Genomic DNA, 19,487 nt, shown 5'->3' on the forward strand with positions numbered 1-19,487 from the left:
TATTCGGTCCGCAACGGCCGTTTGCTCAGGTGAAGCAGATCAGTGGAACTGTTCTTCTTCAGTCGAACCGGTCAGTGCGGTTACCGACGACGAGCCACCTTGAATCACAGTGGTCATGTCGTCGAAGTAGCCGGTGCCCACTTCCTGCTGGTGAGCCACGAAGGTGTAACCCTTGGCAGCGTCAGCGAACTCTTGCTCTTGCAGCTTCACGTAGGCAGTCATGTCGTTACGGGCGTAGTCGTGCGCCAGGTTGAACATGCTGTGCCACATGTTGTGAATGCCGGCCAGGGTGATGAACTGGTGCTTGTAACCCATGGCAGACAATTCGCGCTGGAACTTGGCGATGGTCGCGTCGTCCAGGTTTTTCTTCCAGTTGAAGGAAGGCGAGCAGTTGTACGACAGCAGTTGGTCCGGGTATTCCTTTTTGATCGCTTCAGCGAAGCGACGAGCCTCGTCCAGATCCGGCTTGGCGGTTTCGCACCAGATAAGGTCGGCGTACGGAGCGTAAGCCAGGCCGCGGGAGATTGCCTGGTCGAGACCAGCGCGCACTTTGTAGAAACCTTCCTGGGTACGTTCGCCAGTTACGAACTCTTTGTCATACGGGTCGCAATCGGAAGTCAGCAGGTCCGCCGCGTTAGCGTCGGTACGAGCCAGAATGATGGTCGGAGTACCGGCAACGTCAGCAGCCAGGCGAGCAGCGGTCAGCTTCTGTACAGCTTCCTGGGTAGGAACCAGTACCTTGCCGCCCATGTGGCCGCATTTTTTCACGGAAGCCAGTTGGTCTTCGAAGTGAACGCCAGCAGCGCCTGCTTCGATCATGCTTTTCATCAGCTCGTAAGCGTTCAGTACGCCGCCGAAACCGGCTTCAGCGTCAGCCACGATCGGAGCGAAGTAGTCGATGTAACCTTCGTCGCCCGGGCCTTTGCCGGCTTTCCACTGGATCTGGTCAGCACGACGGAACGAGTTGTTGATGCGCTTGACCACAGTTGGAACCGAATCCACCGGGTACAGCGACTGGTCCGGGTACATCGATTCGGCGGAGTTGTTGTCCGCAGCGACTTGCCAGCCCGACAGGTAGATCGCCTGGATACCGGCTTTAACTTGTTGTACAGCCTGGCCGCCGGTCAGGGCGCCCATGCAGTTGACGAAATCTTTATCAGGACGGAAGGATGGCTTGGCGCCCTGGGTCACCAGGTTCCACAGCTTCTCGGCGCCCAGTTTTGCAAAGGTGTGCTCAGGTTGAACCGAGCCACGCAGGCGGACGACGTCAGCAGCGGAGTAAGCGCGTGTCACGCCTTTCCAGCGTGGGTTTTCAGCCCAATCTTTTTCGAGGGCTGCAATTTGCTGTTCGCGTGTCAGTGCCATGGAGATAAACCTCGTCGCATAGGTCTGGGTGGAAAATTCCTGCTCCTGCCAAGTACGCTTTTCAAAGGTGGGCGTAAAAGGCTGCTCGCTGACCAGAAGCTTAGGTGGTCAAGTCGGATTCGGCGGGGGTGGCGACGGGATGAACGATGGGCTCGAGGGGAAGTGAGCAGGTAAGGGCGAACTGGCGAGCGCATTCGGGCGTCGTGGGCCTTGGTACGAACTTCAGTGTGGAGCCGGGTTACCTAATTACGCTTCCGTCCCTCGGGACAACTTCGTTCCAGTCGGCAACCTCGTCAAACACACCTTGTGGGCGGTACAGACACGAAGCGGCTCGCGGGGTAGGTGCGAACGGCGCCTCGAAGGCCCTTGCCAGGACCCCTGATTAGCGGGAGCGAGGCCATCATGCCTTCGCTTTTTTGTATCGTCAAACGTTTTGTAGTGCTTTTTTTTAAGCACTACATCTTTGGTCTAATACGACTAATCAGTCAGTTTTCGGTGGTTTAGTCCAAAGTATCGACTTTCACCCGCAGGGTCATGTCATCTCGACCCTGAGTCGAGTAGCTGCGGGTCTGGCCCTGTTTATCGGCCTGAGTCTGGCGGTTCACGCCGGCCAGGGTGATCCATTCACCCAGTCGCCCCGTGACAGTTGTGTCGGTACTTTGCACATTCACTACATCGGGACGTTCCTGGCTCATGCGGTCACGATTGGTGCTGATCGCCAGGTGAACGATATCGCCAGTGACGCTGGCGGTGACGTAGAAGCCTTGGGTGACGTTGCGGTATTCGGTTTGGCTGCGCAGGTCGCCGTAGGAATCGGTCTGAGTGCTGGTCAGCGGCACGCTCTGGCCGACCTGGATCAGTGCCGGCGCCCCTTCGCTGGCCTGGATCTGCTGAATCCCGCCGTCACGGCTATCGGTGCTGCGGTTGATGATTCGCGTCTGACTTGGTTTAGCGCCATTCACCGAATAACCCTGATCGCCCTGGAAATTGTTTTCGTTGGTGTCGACAGTGATCAGCAGGCGTTTGGGTTGGGTGTCCAATTGGGCGATAAGGGCTTTAAGTTCGTCGATCTTGCGCTGATCGGCATTAACAATCAGTTGGTTGCCGTAGGCGCTGACCTGGCCGTCCTTGCCGATGAAATCCTGTGCCATCGGCAGCATGTCGGCGCTAGTGTGGTAGTTCAGTGGCACGATCTCGGTGGCTGCCATGACCGAAAAACTGCAGGTCAGCAGCAGCGTGGTGAGCAGGGTGCGTAGGGACATATCCGTTATCTCCGACATCTTGAAGTGTTGATATTGCCAGTTTGTCGGCCCGGCGTGGGGCAAGTTGAATCGTAGACAGCAAAACGCCCCGGCATCCAAGGATGGCGGGGCGTTTTGTGGTGTTCCCTGTGGGGGATTAATCCCCCACCACAGGGTTTCAGGCTGAGTGCCGCACCATGTCCACATGCGGAATCCCGGCTTCCAGGAATTCCTCGCTGACCAGGCTGAAGCCCAGGCGTTCATAGAACGCCGTGGCCTGCACTTGCGCGCTCAACATCTGCTGCTTGAGCCCGCGCTCCTCGGCTTCACCGATCACCGCTTGCATCAGCGCATCGCCGACTTTCAATCCGCGCCAGTCTTTCAACACCGATACCCGGCCGACGTGGCCATCGGGCAGCAGGCGGGCGGTGCCAATCGGAAAGTCGCCTTCGAAGGCCAGAAAATGCACCGCCGTTGCGTCATCAGCATCCCATTCCAGCTCAGGCGGAACGGATTGCTCGGCGATGAACACCGTCTCACGAATGCGCCGGATCTCGGCGTTATCCTTTTGCCAGTCTGCGACACGTACGTGAATTTTATTCATCAGCAAACCCCAGGCTGCCTTGCTTGACCAGCTCGCACAGCAAGCCGCGGCCGTCTTCGTCGTTCAGCCAGTCACCGAGGTTGTCGGTGTGCAGGGCGTCGGCGGCGCAGATCAATTTCAGCAGCTCGCGCAGTTTGCCCGGCAGGTAACGGCTCTGGCCGCTGGCGAACAGCAGCAGGTCGTCATCGACTTCGGACCAGGCCATGCGCGCGCTCGGGTTGCGGATAAGCACAGCGCCTTGCTCGAGGCTGGCGAGCAGGTCATCTTCTTCGACGTCTTCCGGGCCCGCGACCAGTTCCGGGTAGCGCGGCTCGGTCATGAACTGGCCGAACCAGGTCAGCAGCAGGCGCTCGTCACTCATGTGCTCGGCGAGCAAGGCTTTCAGGCGATCGAGGGCGTCGTGCTGGATCTGATTCGGGTCGACAGCAGGCAGGGCGTCGGCGTCGGTGTAACGCTCTTCGTCCGACAGGAACTGGCTGAGGAAGTCGGTGAAGTGGGTCAGCACTTCAGCGGCGCTTGGTGCGCGGAAGCCGACCGAGTAAGTCAGGCAGTCATCAACGGCAACACCGCAGTGGGCCAGGCGCGGCGGCAGGTAGAGCATGTCGCCCGGTTCCAGAACCCATTCGTCGGTGGCTTCGAAGTCGGCAAGGATGCGCAGGTCGGCATGTTGCAGCAGCTTGCTCTCGGAATCGCACATCTGGCCGATTTTCCAGTTGCGCTTGCCGTGACCTTGCAGCAGGAACACATCGTAGTTATCGAAGTGCGGACCGACGCTGCCACCCGGGGCGGCAAAGCTGATCATCACGTCGTCGATACGCCAGGTCGGCAGGAAGCGGAAGTTTTCCAGCAGTTCGGCGACTTCCGGTACGAATTGGTCAACGGCTTGAACCAACAGGGTCCAGTCGCGTTCCGGCAGTTTGCTGAACTCATCTTCGGCGAACGGGCCGCGGCGCATTTCCCAAGGACGCTCACCGTTCTCGATGATCAGGCGCGATTCGACTTCTTCTTCCAGCGCCAGGCCGGCCAGTTCGTCGGCGTCGATCGGACTTTCGAATTCAGGGATCGCCTGACGGATCAGCAGGGGTTTTTTCTGCCAGTAGTCGCGCAGGAATTCGCGCGCCGTGATGCCGCCCAGGAGTTGAAGAGGAATGTCAGGATTCATGTGTAACCTATTGAAAAAAAGCACTTTTCAGACGGGAATAAAAACGCCCGGCGCTGCCGGGCGTCTCAAACGGGTAAAGCGGTCGATCAGATGCGTTTGGCTTGCTCTACAGCGTTGCCGATGTAGTTCGCCGGGGTGAGCAGTTTCAGCTCGGCCTTGGCCGCGGCTGGCATGTCCAGACCGTCGATGAAAGTTTGCAGTGCTTCAGGGCTGATGCCCTTGCCACGGGTCAACTCTTTCAGCTTTTCGTACGGGTTTTCGATGTTGTAGCGACGCATCACGGTCTGGATCGGCTCGGCCAATACTTCCCAGCAAGCGTCCAGGTCGGCAGCGATTTTCTGAGCGTTGAGCTCGAGTTTGCTGATGCCCTTGAGGCTGGCTTCGTACGCGATCACGCTGTGGGCGAAGCCGACACCGAGGTTGCGCAATACGGTGGAGTCGGTCAGGTCGCGCTGCCAGCGGGAGATCGGCAGCTTGCTCGCCAAATGCTGGAACAGTGCGTTGGCGATGCCCAAGTTGCCTTCGGAGTTTTCGAAGTCGATCGGGTTGACCTTGTGCGGCATGGTCGACGAACCGATTTCGCCAGCGATGGTGCGCTGTTTGAAATAGCCCAGGGAGATGTAGCCCCAGATGTCGCGGTCGAAGTCGATCAGGATGGTGTTGAAGCGCGCGATTGCGTCGAACAGCTCGGCGATGTAGTCGTGCGGTTCGATCTGCGTGGTGTACGGGTTGAAGCCCAGGCCCAGCTCGTCTTCGATGAAGGCGCGGGCGTTCTCTTCCCAATCGATCTCAGGGTAGGCCGACAGGTGAGCGTTGTAGTTGCCGACAGCGCCGTTGATCTTGCCCAGCAGCGGAACGGCAGCGACTTGAGCGATCTGACGCTCCAGGCGGTAAACCACGTTTGCCAGTTCTTTGCCCAGGGTGGTCGGCGAAGCCGGTTGACCGTGGGTGCGCGACAGCATTGGTACGTCGGCGAAGCGGATCGCCAGTTCGCGGATGGCTTCGGCAGTCTGGCGCATCAGTGGCAGCATCACGTCATCACGGCCTTCGCGCAGCATCAGGGCGTGGGACAGGTTGTTGATGTCCTCGCTGGTGCAGGCAAAGTGGATGAATTCGCTGACAGCAGCCAGTTCCGGCAGCTTGGCCGCTTGCTCTTTGAGCAGGTACTCAATGGCTTTTACGTCGTGGTTGGTGGTGCGCTCGATCTCTTTGACACGCTCGGCGTGCTCCAGAGCGAAGTTTTCCGCCAGGGTGTTCAGCACAGCGTTGGCTTCGGCGGAGAACGCCGGCACTTCGCTGATGCCTGGGTGAGCGGCCAGGCGCTGGAGCCAGCGCACTTCAACCAGAACGCGAGCACGGATCAGGCCGTATTCGCTGAAAATTGGGCGCAGGGCCTGGGTTTTGCCGGCGTAGCGGCCGTCAACAGGGGAAACCGCAGTGAGCGAAGAAAGCTGCATGGGGTGTTCTCGGACAGTCGGGCAACGAAATGGGGCGCGTATCATACATGAAAAAATCCGCCGGTCCGTTGCCAACTGACCAGCGTCTTACGCGTTACAAATTACAAATGGTCTTGCGGGCGCGGTTCAGCTGCTGCGCATCAGCGGGTAAAGCTCTTTCAGCAACTTGCGACGGCTGATCACCAGCTGCCAGCGATGACCGCCCAACTGCCGCCACAGGCGCGCCGAACGAATTCCGGCCAGCAACAGGGCGCGGATTTTCGAAGCGTTGCTCGGTTGCTGCAGGTTGCGCATGTCGCCGTGGACCTGAATTCGCTGGCGCAGGGTGCTCAGGGTGTCCTGGTACAGCGCACCGCAGGCAGCAATCACGTTTTCGTGCGCCGGGCCGAAGTGCTCGACCTGGGACTGAATCTGCGGCAGACGCTTGCCGATCACATCGAGCATGTCATTGCGCTTGGCCAGTTGACGCTCGAGACCGAGCATCGCCAGCGCATAACGCAGTGGTTCGCGCTGAAGGGTGCTCGGGTCGCGTTCCAGGGCGCCAATCAATGCGCGGTAACCTTCCCGCAGATTGATGTCGTCGCCGCCGTACACTTCCAGAGTGTCCTTGGGGTCGCGAATCAACAGGCTGCCGAGCATGCACGTCAAGCCGGCTTCGGCGGTCTGGCCGGTCTTGGCGATCTTGTCGACCAGCACGGCGGCGAGGAACACGCCGCCCAGTGCCGTCAGTTGCTCCTGAGTCGGGCTCATTGCTGCTCGCCTTGAACATTGCCTTTGCTGGTCCACGGCTCCGCGACTTCGATCACGCCGCCGCCGAGACAGATTTCACCGTCGTAGAACACCACGGACTGGCCAGGGGTGACCGCGCGTTGCGGGTCATCGAAGGTCGCGCGGTAGCCGGTGACGGTTTTTTCCAGCGTGCACGGCTGGTCACTTTGGCGATAGCGGACTTTGGCGGTCAATCGGCGCGGTTCGCTCAGGTCGATCGGGTTGACCCAATAGATGTCTGAAGCGAGCAGGGCGCGGGAGAACAGATACGGGTGGTCATTGCCCTGGCCAACGATCAATTCGTTGTGCTCCAGGTCTTTGATCAGCACGTACCACGGCTCGTCACTGGCGTCTTTCAAACCGCCGATGCCCAGGCCTTGGCGCTGACCGATGGTGTGATACATCAAGCCATGGTGACGGCCGATGACTTCACCTTCGGTGGTCTTGATCTCGCCCGGTTGGGCCGGCAGGTACTGCTTGAGGAAGTCGCTGAAACGGCGCTCGCCGATAAAGCAGATCCCGGTGGAATCCTTTTTCTTCGCGGTGGCGAGTTCGTGTTTCTCGGCAATCGCGCGCACTTCGGGTTTTTCCAGCTCGCCGACCGGGAACAGGGTCTTGGCGATCTGTTCACCGCCGACGGCGTGCAGGAAGTAGCTCTGGTCCTTGTTCGGGTCCAGGCCCTTGAGCAGCTCGGTGCGGCCATCGATATCGCGGCGGCGCACGTAGTGACCGGTGGCAATCAGGTCGGCGCCAAGCATCATGGCGTAGTCGAGGAACGCCTTGAACTTGATCTCGCGGTTGCACAGGATGTCCGGGTTCGGCGTGCGACCGGCCTTGTATTCGGCCAGGAAGTGCTCGAACACGTTGTCCCAGTACTCGGCGGCGAAGTTGGCGGTGTGCAGCTTGATGCCAATCTTGTCGCACACGGCCTGAGCGTCCGCCAGGTCATCCATGGCGGTGCAGTATTCCGTTCCATCGTCTTCTTCCCAGTTCTTCATGAACAGGCCTTCCACCTCATAACCCTGCTCGATCAGCAGGAGAGCGGAAACGGAAGAGTCCACGCCGCCGGACATGCCGACAATGACGCGCTTCTTTTGTGTGTCAGAAGGGGCTGGATCACGCATAGGGATTCAATGAGTGTCTTGAAAAAGGACGCGATTCTAACAGGCCGAAGCCCGCAAGGCTAAAGAGAAGGGCGGATCAGTTCGAGACCGAAGTGTTGACCGTCCAGATAATCATCAATACAGCGGATGATCAGCTCACTGCGCCAGTTTGCGCGCTGTGCCAGCAGTTCGTCACGCGTCAGCCATTTTGCGCCGACGATGCCATCGTCCAGCTGATAGTCGGGGTGATGTTTCAACGGTTTTGCGGTGAAGCAGACCCGCTGATAAGTCACGCCGTTGCTCGGAGCGGTGTAGAGGTAAACTCCCACTACGCCAGTCGGCTCGACGTCCCAGCCGGTTTCTTCGAGGGTTTCGCGTACGGCGGCTTCGATCAGGGTTTCGTCCGGGTCGAGGTGGCCGGCGGGCTGGTTGAGCACCGTTCGTCCGCCCTTGGATTCTTCGACCATCAGGAAGCGGCCGTTGTCTTCGACGATGGTCGCGACGGTGATGTGGGGTAGCCAATCCATAAAGCTTCCTCGAATTTCTATGTTGGAACAAAGATCAATGTGGGAGCGAGCTTGCTCGCGATAGCGGTGGGTCAGTCAATATCAGTGTTGAATGATAAACCGCTATCGCGAGCAAGCTCGCTCCCACAGGGTCCGGGTTCTAGATAAATATGTGTGAACGCCACAAACACAAACCCCGGCACATGGCCGGGGTTTGTGATGTTCCCTTACAACCTTAAACCAGCGCTGCGATCGCGGCGTTGAAAGTGTTGCTTGGGCGCATGGCCTTGCTGATCAGCTCGGCATTGGCGTGGTAGTAACCGCCGATGTCCACTGGCTTGCCCTGAACGGCGTTGAGCTCGGCAACGATAGTTGCTTCGTTCTCGGCCAGGGTCTTGGCCAGTTCGCCGAACTGCGCTTGCAGTGCGGTGTCTTCGGTCTGGGCAGCCAGGGCTTGAGCCCAGTACAGCGCCAGGTAGAAGTGGCTGCCGCGGTTGTCGATGTTGCCGACTTTGCGCGATGGCGACTTGTTGTTGTCCAGGAACTGGCCAGTGGCCTGATCCAGAGTCTTGGCCAGCACCAGCGCTTTAGGGTTGTTGTAGGTAACACCCAGGTGCTCGAGGGAAGCGGCCAGGGCCAGGAACTCGCCCAGGGAATCCCAGCGCAGGAAGTTCTCTTCCAGCAGCTGCTGAACGTGCTTCGGTGCCGAGCCGCCGGCGCCGGTTTCGAACAGACCGCCGCCGTTCATCAGCGGAACGATCGACAGCATCTTGGCGCTGGTGCCCAGTTCCATGATCGGGAACAGGTCAGTCAGGTAGTCGCGCAGTACGTTGCCGGTCACCGAGATGGTGTCCTTGCCTTCGCGAGTGCGACCCAGGGTGAAGGCCATCGCGTCGACTGGCGACATGATGCGGATATCCAGGCCGGAGGTGTCGTGATCCTTCAGGTAGGCCTGAACTTTCTCGATCACAACGCCGTCGTGGGCGCGCATCGGGTCCAGCCAGAAAATCGCTGGAGTAGCGCTTGCGCGAGCACGGTTGACGGCCAGTTTGACCCAGTCCTGGATCGGCGCGTCTTTGGTCTGGCACATGCGGAAGATGTCGCCGGCTTCAACCGACTGTTCCAGCAGCATGCGACCAGCGCCATCGGAAACCCGAACTACGCCGTTTGCCTTGATCTGGAAAGTCTTGTCGTGCGAGCCGTACTCTTCGGCTTTTTTCGCCATCAGGCCAACGTTTGGCACGCTGCCCATGGTGGTCGGATCGAAAGCGCCATGCAGCTTGCAGTCTTCGATCACCGCCTGGTAGATGGTGGCGTAGCAGCGATCCGGGATCACAGCCTTGGTGTCGTGCAGCTGACCGTCAGTGCCCCACATCTTGCCGGAGTCACGGATCATTGCTGGCATCGAGGCGTCGACGATAACGTCGCTCGGCACGTGCAGGTTGGTGATGCCTTTGTCGGAGTTGACCATGGCCAACGACGGACGATCGGCGTAGACCGCCTGGATGTCCGCTTCGATCTGCGCTTGCTGCTCAGCCGGCAGGGCTTTGATGCGAGCGTACAGGTCGCCGATGCCGTTGTTCAGGTTGAAGCCGATCTGCGCCAGCACGTCAGCGTGCTTGGCCAGTGCGTCTTTATAGAACTCGGCAACGATCTGGCCGAACATGATCGGGTCGGAGACCTTCATCATGGTGGCTTTCAAGTGAACCGACAGCAGCACGCCTTTGGCTTTAGCGTCTTCGATCTCGGCAGCGATGAAGCTGCGCAGAGCGTTTTTGCTCATGACCGCGCAATCGAGGATCTCACCGGCTTGCACGGTGGTTTTTTCTTTCAGGACGGTGGTGGTGCCGTCTTGAGCGATCAATTCGATTTTGACGGCGTCAGCGGCGTCGATCAGGGCAGCTTTTTCGCTGCCGTAGAAATCGCCGGTGCTCATGTGCGCTACGTGGGACTTGGAGTCCGTAGCCCAGGCGCCCATTTTGTGCGGGTGCTTGCGCGCGTAGTTCTTGACCGACAATGGTGCACGACGATCGGAGTTGCCTTCGCGCAGTACCGGGTTCACGGCGCTGCCCTTGATCTTGTCGTAACGCGACTTGGCGAGCTTGTCGGCGTCGCTGGTCACGGTTTCCGGGTAGTCCGGCAGTGCGAAGCCCTGGGCTTGCAGTTCCTTGATCGCGGCTTGCAGTTGCGGAACCGAAGCGCTGATGTTCGGCAACTTGATGATGTTGGCTTCAGGCGTAACGGCCAGGTCGCCCAGTTCGGCGAGGTGGTCGGCTACGGCTTTGTCACCCAGTTGCTCGGGGAAGCTGGCCAGGATGCGCCCTGCAAGAGAGATATCGCGGGTTTCCACGGCGATATCAGCGGAGGCGGTAAAGGCCTCTACGATAGGCAACAGAGAATAGGTGGCGAGGGCGGGAGCTTCGTCGGTGAAGGTATAGATGATCTTCGAGCGGGTGGGCATATTCGGATTAACTCTCTCTTCTTTGCTAAAGCGTGCGCAGAAAAACTCGAGGGGCGCCGGGTAAGCGCGTTCGTTCAAAGTCGTCCATGAGCCGAATGTCGAGATTTCTTCGCGGTGATGTTGGGTGCATCAGTCGAGCGTCAAGCGGGTGGACTGCGGTAACAGTCCGGCTTTTTCGGGCCGAAAGTCTCGTAGTAGAGAGGTTGGCCGTCGTGACTCTGTGGTCAGCGGGCGGCATTATACATAGGTAGCTGGCAATCTGCCGATGGTTCACAAGCAACGATTGTCGTCCATTGGTCTAAAGGTCGCAGGGGCGAGGGGGGCGTAGAGTCTTGCACCGTGCTTGAGTTTGGCGCTTTTCCCTTTGCTTTCAGGCTTGTACGTCGCGAACTGTGCAGCTTTGCGGCAGATGGTTGGAACATAGGGTTTGCGTGCCGATTTAACTGGGGTACGCTCGAACGAAGCCAGATGTTCAATCCAAACAATGGAGTTCAGCATGGGATACAAGAAGATTCAGGTTCCAGCAGTCGGCGACAAAATCACCGTCAACGCGGACCATTCTCTCAATGTTCCTAACAACCCGATCATCCCCTTCATCGAAGGTGATGGTATTGGCGTTGATATCAGCCCGGTCATGATCAAGGTTGTCGATGCTGCTGTTAAGAAGGCTTACGGCGGCGAGCGCAAAATTTCCTGGATGGAAGTCTACGCCGGGGAGAAAGCGACTCAGGTTTACGATCAGGACACCTGGCTACCCCAGGAAACCCTGGACGCAGTTAAAGATTACGTGGTTTCCATCAAGGGCCCTCTGACCACTCCGGTCGGTGGCGGTATCCGTTCCCTGAACGTGGCCCTGCGTCAGCAACTCGACCTTTATGTCTGCCTGCGCCCTGTGCGCTGGTTCGAAGGCGTGCCTAGCCCGGTCAAGAAGCCAGGCGACGTCGACATGACGATCTTCCGTGAGAACTCGGAAGACATCTACGCCGGTATCGAGTGGAAAGCCGGTTCGCCGGAAGCGACCAAAGTCATCAAGTTCCTTAAAGATGAAATGGGCGTCACCAAGATCCGTTTCGACGAAAACTGCGGTATCGGCATCAAGCCGGTTTCGCTGCAAGGCACCAAGCGCCTGGCGCGAAAAGCTCTGCAGTATGTGGTCGACAACGACCGCGACTCGCTGACCATCGTGCACAAAGGCAACATCATGAAGTTCACCGAAGGTGCCTTCAAGGAGTGGGCCTACGAAGTGGCGGCTGAAGAGTTCGGCGCGACCCTGCTCGATGGCGGTCCGTGGATGCAGTTCAAAAACCCGAAAACCGGCAAGAACGTTATCGTCAAAGATGCCATCGCCGACGCCATGCTCCAGCAGATCCTGCTGCGCCCGGCTGAATACGATGTGATCGCGACCCTGAACCTGAACGGCGACTACCTCTCCGACGCCCTGGCGGCGGAAGTGGGCGGTATCGGTATCGCACCGGGTGCCAACTTGTCTGACACCATTGCGATGTTCGAAGCGACCCACGGTACTGCGCCGAAGTACGCAGGCAAGGACCAGGTCAACCCGGGTTCCCTGATCCTGTCCGCAGAGATGATGCTGCGCCACATGGGCTGGACTGAAGCGGCGGATCTGATCATCAAGGGCACCAATGGCGCGATTTCCGCCAAGACCGTGACCTATGACTTCCACCGTCTGATGGAAGGCGCGAAGCTGCTGTCTTCTTCGGCGTTTGGTGATGCGCTCATCTCGCATATGTAAGCTGCATATGTAAGCGAATCAGCATTAAAAAAACCGCCTTCGGGCGGTTTTTTTATGACTGGATGACAGGTTGCGTCAGCTCGACACTGTTTCCTGTTGGGTGGTAGGTGCGGCCTGTTCGTTCTCGGTCGTGGCAGCCCCAATCTTGACTGCATGCAGCCCTTTGGGTCCCTGGACGATCTCGAAGCTTACGAGTTGCCCGGCCTTGAGAGTCTTGTATCCGTCCATTTCAATGGCCGAATAGTGTGCAAAGAAATCAATAAGATGACCGTCTTCGTCACGACCTTCTCTGGCGTCGGTGTTAATGAAACCGAATCCCTTGGCATTGTTGAACCATTTCACCTTACCGACTGACATACCCATATCCCTCTGCAACAGACTCCATCACTGGAGTATCATCCAGTTCATCCGCAGTCATTTCCTGGAAATAAGATTGACTCCGCGGACCTTTTTTACCCACTGTGGGCTCTATTGGTTGTAACACCGTTTTGCCGATAGTCAAGGTGACCGGGCGGTCGGAGTTGAAATCGTCCATAGCCGCCCCCACCACTGTATTTGAACAACTGACGAACCTTTCTTTCCATGCATGCAATCAGCCAGATTCGACTAACATTCAATCAGGATCGCCCGGCTCTCCAAAAAGATCACCCGGAGCCTCACGACGACGATTCCGCAGGCATTGCTGTTCAGGAGGCAAAGCCTGCTTTACAGGCGCCGCCGATGTACAAGGTGGTTTTGTTCAATGATGACTACACACCGATGGATTTCGTCGTCGAAGTGCTCGAGGTGTTTTTTAACCTGAATCGGGAGCTGGCGACCAAGGTCATGCTGGCCGTCCACACAGAAGGACGGGCAGTATGTGGAGTGTTTACCCGCGACATCGCCGAGACTAAGGCCATGCAGGTCAACCAGTACGCCAGGGAAAGCCAGCATCCGCTACTCTGTGAAATCGAGAAGGACGGTTAATCGCCGACCACTTGGGTATGAGGTGAAGCTATGTTAAACCGCGAGCTCGAAGTCACCCTCAATCTTGCCTTCAAGGAGGCTCGATCGAAACGTCATGAATTCATGACTGTCGAACACCTCCTGCTGGCCCTATTGGACAATGAGGCTGCCGCCACCGTTTTGCGTGCCTGCGGCGCAAACCTCGACAAACTCAAGCACGATCTGCAGGAGTTCATCGACTCCACCACGCCATTGATCCCCGTTCATGACGAGGATCGTGAGACCCAGCCAACCCTGGGCTTCCAGCGTGTTCTGCAACGTGCTGTCTTTCACGTACAGAGCTCGGGCAAACGCGAAGTGACTGGCGCCAACGTACTGGTCGCGATCTTCAGTGAGCAAGAGAGTCAGGCAGTGTTCCTGCTGAAACAGCAGAGCGTTGCGCGCATCGATGTCGTCAACTACATCGCACACGGCATTTCCAAAGTGCCGGGGCATGGCGATCACTCTGAAGGTGAACAAGATATGCAGGACGACGAGGGCGGTGAGTCTTCTTCTTCAGGCAATCCTCTGGATGCTTATGCCAGCAACCTCAACGAACTCGCGCGCCAGGGTCGTATCGATCCATTGGTAGGCCGTGAGCTGGAAGTCGAGCGCGTTGCGCAGATCCTGGCGCGTCGTCGCAAAAACAATCCGCTGTTGGTGGGCGAGGCGGGCGTGGGTAAAACCGCGATTGCCGAAGGTCTGGCCAAGCGCATTGTCGACAACCAGGTGCCGGACCTGCTGGCCAACAGCGTGGTGTATTCCCTCGATCTGGGGGCCTTGCTGGCGGGGACCAAATACCGCGGCGATTTCGAGAAACGCTTCAAAGCGCTGCTCAATGAGCTGAAAAAACGTCCGCAGGCGATCCTGTTCATCGACGAAATCCACACCATTATCGGTGCGGGTGCCGCGTCGGGTGGCGTCATGGATGCCTCGAACCTGCTCAAGCCGCTGCTGTCGTCGGGTGATATCCGCTGCATCGGTTCGACCACGTTCCAGGAATTCCGCGGGATCTTCGAGAAGGACCGTGCTTTGGCCCGGCGCTTCCAGAAGGTCGATGTGTCGGAACCTTCGGTGGAAGACACCATTGGCATCCTGCGCGGCCTGAAAGGTCGTTTCGAAGCGCATCACAACATCGAATACAGCGATGAAGCGTTGCGTGCGGCAGCCGAACTGGCCTCGCGCTACATCAATGACCGGCACATGCCGGACAAAGCCATCGACGTCATCGACGAGGCGGGCGCCTACCAGCGTCTGCAGCCAATCGAGAAACGCGTGAAACGCATCGAAGTGCCTCAAGTCGAGGACATCGTCGCGAAAATCGCGCGGATTCCGCCTAAGCACGTCACCAGCTCCGACAAAGAGCTGCTGCGTAACCTTGAGCGTGACTTGAAGCTGACAGTATTTGGCCAGGATGCCGCAATCGACTCGTTGTCGACCGCGATCAAACTGTCCCGTGCCGGCCTCAAGTCGCCTGACAAGCCTGTCGGCTCGTTCCTGTTCGCAGGGCCAACCGGTGTCGGTAAAACCGAAGCGGCGCGTCAGTTGGCCAAAGCGTTGGGTATCGAACTGGTTCGTTTCGACATGTCCGAGTACATGGAGCGCCACACCGTATCGCGTCTGATCGGTGCGCCTCCAGGCTATGTCGGGTTCGATCAGGGCGGTCTGCTGACCGAAGCCATCACCAAGCAGCCTCACTGCGTGCTGTTGCTCGATGAGATCGAGAAGGCGCATCCGGAAGTCTTTAACCTGCTGCTGCAGGTCATGGACCACGGTACGCTGACCGATAACAACGGGCGCAAGGCGGACTTCCGTAACGTGATCGTCATCATGACGACCAACGCCGGTGCCGAAACGGCAGCTCGCGCTTCGATCGGTTTCACCCATCAGGACCACTCGTCCGATGCGATGGAAGTGATCAAGAAGAGCTTCACGCCGGAGTTCCGCAACCGTCTGGACACCATTATCCAGTTTGGTCGCCTCAGCCATGAGGTCATCAAAAGCGTGGTGGACAAGTTCCTTACCGAGCTTCAGGCGCAGCTGGAAGACAAGCGCGTGCAGCTGGAAGTGACGGACGCGGCGCGCACCTGGTTGGCAGAAAGCGGCTACGACACGGCAATGGGCGCTCGACCAATGGCGCGTTTGATTCAGGACAAGATCAAGCGTCCGCTGGCGGAAGAAATCCTGTTTGGCGAACTGGCCGACCATGGTGGTGTGGTTCATATCGATCTCAAGGACGGCGAGCTGACCTTCGACTTCGAGACCACAGCAGAGATGGCCTGACGGTTGTTGCTGTAAAGCAAAAGGCGCCTTCGGGCGCCTTTTTTGTTTTAGGTGTATATCCATTCCTGCGGTAACGGCTACTTAGGGTTTCGCCCTTACGGCGACTCACTTTTTTTTCAAACGCCAAAAATAAGTAAGCAAAAAAAGGCTCGCCCCGAGCGTCCGGCCCCTCGCTAAGGCTCGGCGTTCCTTCGCTCCGGTATTCATCTGGGGGCATCGCCTACGGTCTGCTTCGCGACGACCTCCTCTCGATGTGTTCGACTTCGTCGAACGGCGCTACGCGCCTGCCCCCCAGATGAACACCTCCACTCAGCCTCCCGAAGGGGCGGGCAGAGCAAGATCAAGAGCTGCTGGCGAGCTAACGCTCGGCCTGTTGAGTGGTGAGGGGCGGGTGTACACCCATCCTCTGTAGGAGCTGTCGAGTGAAACGAGGCTGCGATCTTTAGATCTGGCTGTGGCTGTGGCTTTAGATGTTGATCCTGCTTTTGATCTTTCGCCCCTTCGGCAGGCCGAGTGGAGGTGTTCATCAGGGGATTAGGCGCGTAGCGCCGTGCGGCGAAGCCGAACACATCGAGAGGAGGTCGTAGCGAAGCAGACCGTAGGCGATGTCCCCTGATGGATACCGGAGCGAGGGAACGCGGAGCTTTAGCGAGGCGCCGTACGCCGGGGCGAAGCCTTTTGGTTACTTTTCGGCGTTTGGAAAAGTGACTCGCTGTAAGAGCGAAACCATAATCAGCCATCACCGCAGCAACGGATATTCACCCAAAACCCAAAACCCAAAACCCAAAACCCCATCAAATCGCAGACACAAAAACGCCCGGCATAAACCGGGCGTTTTGTATTGACTTGATTAGCGAGCGCGGTAAGTGATGCGCCCTTTGCTCAAGTCATAGGGCGTCAGCTCGACGCGCACTTTGTCACCGGTAAGAATACGAATGTAGTTCTTGCGCATCTTGCCGGAAATATGCGCGGTTACGACGTGCCCATTTTCCAACTCCACACGAAACATGGTGTTGGGCAGGGTGTCGACGACAGTGCCTTCCATTTCGAAGCTGTCTTCTTTCGACATGCAGTAAAGCCCTCGGTGTCCAATGAATGGCCCGGTGCAACTGCGCCAGGCAAAAGCGGCGTGCATTGTGCCCGAAAAATGGGGTTTAAGCCAAGGGGTTTACGGCTTGCTCTAGTTCAGGATGACCCAGCGCTGATTAATCAGCAGTTCGATAGGGCGATATTGAGTCTTGTAGCTCATCTTTTTGCAGTTTTTGATCCAATAGCCCAGATAGACGGCTTCCAGCCCCAGACGCTGAGCCTCGGCGATTTGCCAGAGAATCGCATAACGCCCCAGGCTGCGGCGTTCTTCAGCGGGCTCGTAGAAGGTGTAGACCGCCGACAGACCGTTCGGCAGCAAATCGGTGACGGCCACCGCCACCAGTCGTCCTTCGAGACGGAATTCGTAGAATCGGGAAAACGGCAGGTCACGTACCAGGAACGTCGCAAACTGATCGCGACTCGGCGGGTACATATCGCCATCGGCGTGACGCTGTTCGATATACCGCTGATAAAGGTCGAAATACTCTTCGCTGAATTGCGGCCTGGCAGGGCGCACCTGAAGGTCGACGTTGCGTTTGAAGATGCGTTTCTGCTGGCGGTTGGGCGAAAATTGCGCCACAGGGATGCGCGCCGGTACGCATGCATTGCAATTCTGGCAATGAGGCCGGTAAAGATGATCGCCGCTACGACGGAAACCCATTTCAGACAGGTCTGCATAGACATGCACATCCATGGGCTGACTAGGGTCGAGGAACAAGGTCGTGGCCTGCTCCTCGGGCAGATAACTGCAAGAGTGGGGCTGAGTGGCATAAAACTTCAAACGCGCCAACTCGGTCATGATCAACCCTCGGGAATAAGCTTTGAATTAAGTGTAAGCCACACGGACAAAAGTCGCTCAGCAAACCCAGGTTGCGCGGCTGGGCTGATCCAGATGCCGCGCAAGGTAACCGGCAAACTCGCTGCGAGGAATCGCCCGGGCGCCGAGGCTGTGCAGATGGTCGGTAGGCATCTGGCAGTCGATCAGCACGAAGCCTGAGTCTTTCAGATGTCGGACCAGTGTGGCAAAGCCATATTTCGAGGCGTTGTCGGCGCGGCTGAACATGGACTCGCCGAAAAACAGCTGACCCATCGCCAGGCCATAGAGTCCGCCGACCAGTTCACCCTGGTCCCAGACTTCCACCGAATGGGCGTAGCCACGCCTGTGCAGCTCGAGGTAGGCGTTCTGCATGGCTTCGGTGATCCAGGTGCCGTCGGCGTAATCCCGAGGCGCGGCGCAAGCGCGGATGACCGCGGCAAAATCCTGATCAAAGGTCACTTGATAGCGTTGCTGGCGCAGTAGTTTGTTCAGGCTGCGCGAGACATGCAGTTCGTCGGGAAACAGTACGGTGCGCGGATCCGGCGACCACCAGAGAATCGGCTGGCCTTCCGAGAACCACGGAAAACAGCCGTGGCGATAGGCCTGAATCAGACGATCGGCGGACAGATCGCCGCCCGCGGCCAACAGCCCGTTGGGATCGCGCATGGCTTTTTCCAGGGGCGGGAAGGTCAGAGTATTGCGTTGTAACCAAGTCAGCATGGCATCCGGGCTTGCAGAAGGGGAGGGCAGTGGTGGGCGGGTGGGCCCACCGTGAAGTGTGCCGTCAAACGACTGGAATGTCGTCGAGATACTTCTCGGCGTCCAGCGCGGCCATGCAGCCGGCCCCGGCAGATGTGACGGCCTGGCGGTAAACGTGATCGGCCACGTCACCGGCGGCAAACACGCCCGGGATTTCGGTACTGGTAGCGTCGCCTTCGCTGCCGCCTTTGACCAGCAGGTAGCCGTCACGCATTTTCAGCTGGCCCTCGAACAGGTCGGTATTGGGTTTGTGGCCGATGGCGATGAACACGCCGGCCAGCGCCAATTCACGGGTTTCGCCCGTATGGCTATCCCTTAGGCGGGCGCCGGTCACACCGCTGGCATCGCCCAGCACTTCATCGAGGTTCTGGTTCCAGTGCAGGCGGATATTGCCTTTGGCGGCTTTTTCGAAGAGCTTGTCCTGAAGAATCTTCTCCGAGCGCAACTTGTCGCGCCGGTGAATCAGGTGAACTTCCTTGGCGATGTTCGACAGGTACAGCGCTTCTTCAACTGCCGTGTTGCCGCCGCCCACGACCGCGACCACCTGATTGCGGTAGAAGAAACCGTCGCACGTCGCGCAAGCCGAAACCCCTCTGCCAGCGAACGTCTCTTCCGATGGCAGCCCCAGGTATTGCGCCGAGGCGCCGGTGGCGATAATCAGCGCGTCACAGGTGTAAGTGCCGCCGTCGCCGATAAGTTCGAACGGGCGTTGTTGCAACTTGGCGGTGTGGATGTGGTCGTAAACGATCTCTGTATGAAAGCGCTCGGCGTGTTTTTGCATGCGTTCCATCAGCACCGGTCCAGTGAGGCCTTCGACATCACCGGGCCAATTGTCGACTTCGACGGTGGTGGTGAGCTGGCCACCTGCCTGTATGCCGGTAATGACAACGGGTTTGAGGTTGGCGCGTGCGGCATAAACGGCTGCGCTGTAACCGGCAGGGCCGGAACCCAGAATGATCAGGCGGGAATGCTTCGCTTCGCTCATAAAAACACCTCATAAGCCTTTGTCACAAAAGAGAATGCATGCTCAAATTGAACCGCGAGTAATGTGCTGTTGGCTATGCTACACCTTGGGTTTCAAGCATGGCATCGGACGAACAAACCCGTACAATGCCTGCCTGTTACAGTGCTTGTA

Annotated in this window: 17 protein-coding genes; 3 read left to right on the top strand and 14 right to left on the bottom strand. The window is 58.2% G+C overall.

The genetic code is table 11. The features are described from left to right. Positions 1 to 39: 39 nt before the first annotated feature. The 9 genes from aceA to ACA079_RS10450 form a co-directional block, all read right to left on the bottom strand. Entirely contained in the window at positions 40 to 1,365 is a 1,326-nt protein-coding gene (gene aceA, locus ACA079_RS10410; RefSeq protein ID WP_131062363.1) for an isocitrate lyase, read from the bottom strand. Between the two features lie 500 nt (positions 1,366 to 1,865). After that, positions 1,866 to 2,627: a secretin N-terminal domain-containing protein gene (locus tag ACA079_RS10415; RefSeq protein ID WP_497703375.1), complete on the bottom strand. Its 762-nt coding sequence runs from the start codon at positions 2,625 to 2,627 to the stop codon at positions 1,866 to 1,868. A gap of 157 nt (positions 2,628 to 2,784) precedes the next feature. Further along, entirely contained in the window at positions 2,785 to 3,210 is a 426-nt protein-coding gene (locus ACA079_RS10420) for a GNAT family N-acetyltransferase (protein ID WP_497619615.1), read from the bottom strand. Further along, on the bottom strand, positions 3,203 to 4,372 hold the full coding sequence (locus tag ACA079_RS10425) for a ribosomal protein uL16 3-hydroxylase (protein WP_497703376.1): 1,170 nt from the start codon (positions 4,370 to 4,372) through the stop codon (positions 3,203 to 3,205). Before ACA079_RS10425 ends, ACA079_RS10420 begins: the two co-directional genes overlap by 8 nt. An 86-nt stretch (positions 4,373 to 4,458) precedes the next feature. After that, complete coding sequence (gene purB / locus ACA079_RS10430; RefSeq protein ID WP_027925117.1) at positions 4,459 to 5,829, bottom strand: adenylosuccinate lyase; 1,371 nt, start codon at positions 5,827 to 5,829, stop codon at positions 4,459 to 4,461. A 126-nt stretch (positions 5,830 to 5,955) separates the two neighbouring features. Further along, positions 5,956 to 6,579: a high frequency lysogenization protein HflD gene (hflD, locus tag ACA079_RS10435; protein ID WP_033057057.1), complete on the bottom strand. Its 624-nt coding sequence runs from the start codon at positions 6,577 to 6,579 to the stop codon at positions 5,956 to 5,958. Next, positions 6,576 to 7,721 carry a tRNA 2-thiouridine(34) synthase MnmA gene (gene mnmA, locus ACA079_RS10440; protein WP_497703377.1) on the bottom strand — a complete coding sequence of 382 codons (1,146 nt, stop codon included), beginning with the start codon at positions 7,719 to 7,721 and terminating at the stop codon, positions 6,576 to 6,578. Before mnmA ends, hflD begins: the two co-directional genes overlap by 4 nt. Before the next feature lie 59 nt (positions 7,722 to 7,780). Then, complete coding sequence (locus ACA079_RS10445) at positions 7,781 to 8,227, bottom strand: NUDIX hydrolase (RefSeq protein WP_497703378.1); 447 nt, start codon at positions 8,225 to 8,227, stop codon at positions 7,781 to 7,783. Positions 8,228 to 8,441: 214 nt separating this feature from the next. Then, the gene (locus tag ACA079_RS10450; protein ID WP_497703379.1) at positions 8,442 to 10,667 is read right to left on the bottom strand and encodes an NADP-dependent isocitrate dehydrogenase; all 2,226 of its coding nucleotides are present in this window, start codon (positions 10,665 to 10,667) and stop codon (positions 8,442 to 8,444) included. 496 nt (positions 10,668 to 11,163) lie between these two features. Between ACA079_RS10450 and icd the strand changes: the two genes are divergently transcribed. Continuing rightward, on the top strand, positions 11,164 to 12,420 hold the full coding sequence (gene icd / locus ACA079_RS10455; RefSeq protein WP_010458895.1) for an NADP-dependent isocitrate dehydrogenase: 1,257 nt from the start codon (positions 11,164 to 11,166) through the stop codon (positions 12,418 to 12,420). A gap of 75 nt (positions 12,421 to 12,495) precedes the next feature. Here icd and ACA079_RS10460 read toward each other — a convergent pair whose 3' ends face one another. Then, positions 12,496 to 12,777, bottom strand: coding sequence for a cold shock domain-containing protein (locus ACA079_RS10460; RefSeq protein ID WP_497703380.1), 282 nt, complete (start codon positions 12,775 to 12,777; stop codon positions 12,496 to 12,498). 225 nt (positions 12,778 to 13,002) lie between these two features. Between ACA079_RS10460 and clpS the strand changes: the two genes are divergently transcribed. Beyond that, complete coding sequence (gene clpS, locus ACA079_RS10465; RefSeq protein WP_010458899.1) at positions 13,003 to 13,386, top strand: ATP-dependent Clp protease adapter ClpS; 384 nt, start codon at positions 13,003 to 13,005, stop codon at positions 13,384 to 13,386. Between the two features lie 30 nt (positions 13,387 to 13,416). Next, positions 13,417 to 15,687 (top strand): ATP-dependent Clp protease ATP-binding subunit ClpA, encoded by a 2,271-nt coding sequence (gene clpA, locus ACA079_RS10470; RefSeq protein ID WP_497703381.1) that lies wholly within the window; start codon positions 13,417 to 13,419, stop codon positions 15,685 to 15,687. 850 nt (positions 15,688 to 16,537) lie between these two features. Here clpA and infA read toward each other — a convergent pair. From infA to trxB, 4 genes are all read right to left on the bottom strand, one after another. Continuing rightward, positions 16,538 to 16,756 (bottom strand): translation initiation factor IF-1, encoded by a 219-nt coding sequence (gene infA / locus ACA079_RS10475; protein WP_002553999.1) that lies wholly within the window; start codon positions 16,754 to 16,756, stop codon positions 16,538 to 16,540. A gap of 111 nt (positions 16,757 to 16,867) precedes the next feature. Next, positions 16,868 to 17,575, bottom strand: a complete 708-nt coding sequence (locus ACA079_RS10480) for an arginyltransferase (RefSeq protein WP_111448957.1) — start codon at positions 17,573 to 17,575, stop codon at positions 16,868 to 16,870. A 57-nt stretch (positions 17,576 to 17,632) separates the two neighbouring features. Then, positions 17,633 to 18,313 carry a leucyl/phenylalanyl-tRNA--protein transferase gene (gene aat / locus ACA079_RS10485; protein WP_497703382.1) on the bottom strand — a complete coding sequence of 227 codons (681 nt, stop codon included), beginning with the start codon at positions 18,311 to 18,313 and terminating at the stop codon, positions 17,633 to 17,635. 64 nt (positions 18,314 to 18,377) lie between these two features. After that, complete coding sequence (gene trxB / locus ACA079_RS10490) at positions 18,378 to 19,337, bottom strand: thioredoxin-disulfide reductase (RefSeq protein ID WP_497703383.1); 960 nt, start codon at positions 19,335 to 19,337, stop codon at positions 18,378 to 18,380. Between the last annotated feature and the right edge of the window lie 150 nt (positions 19,338 to 19,487).

It is taken from the genome of Pseudomonas sp. LBUM1645 (genome assembly GCF_059716185.1).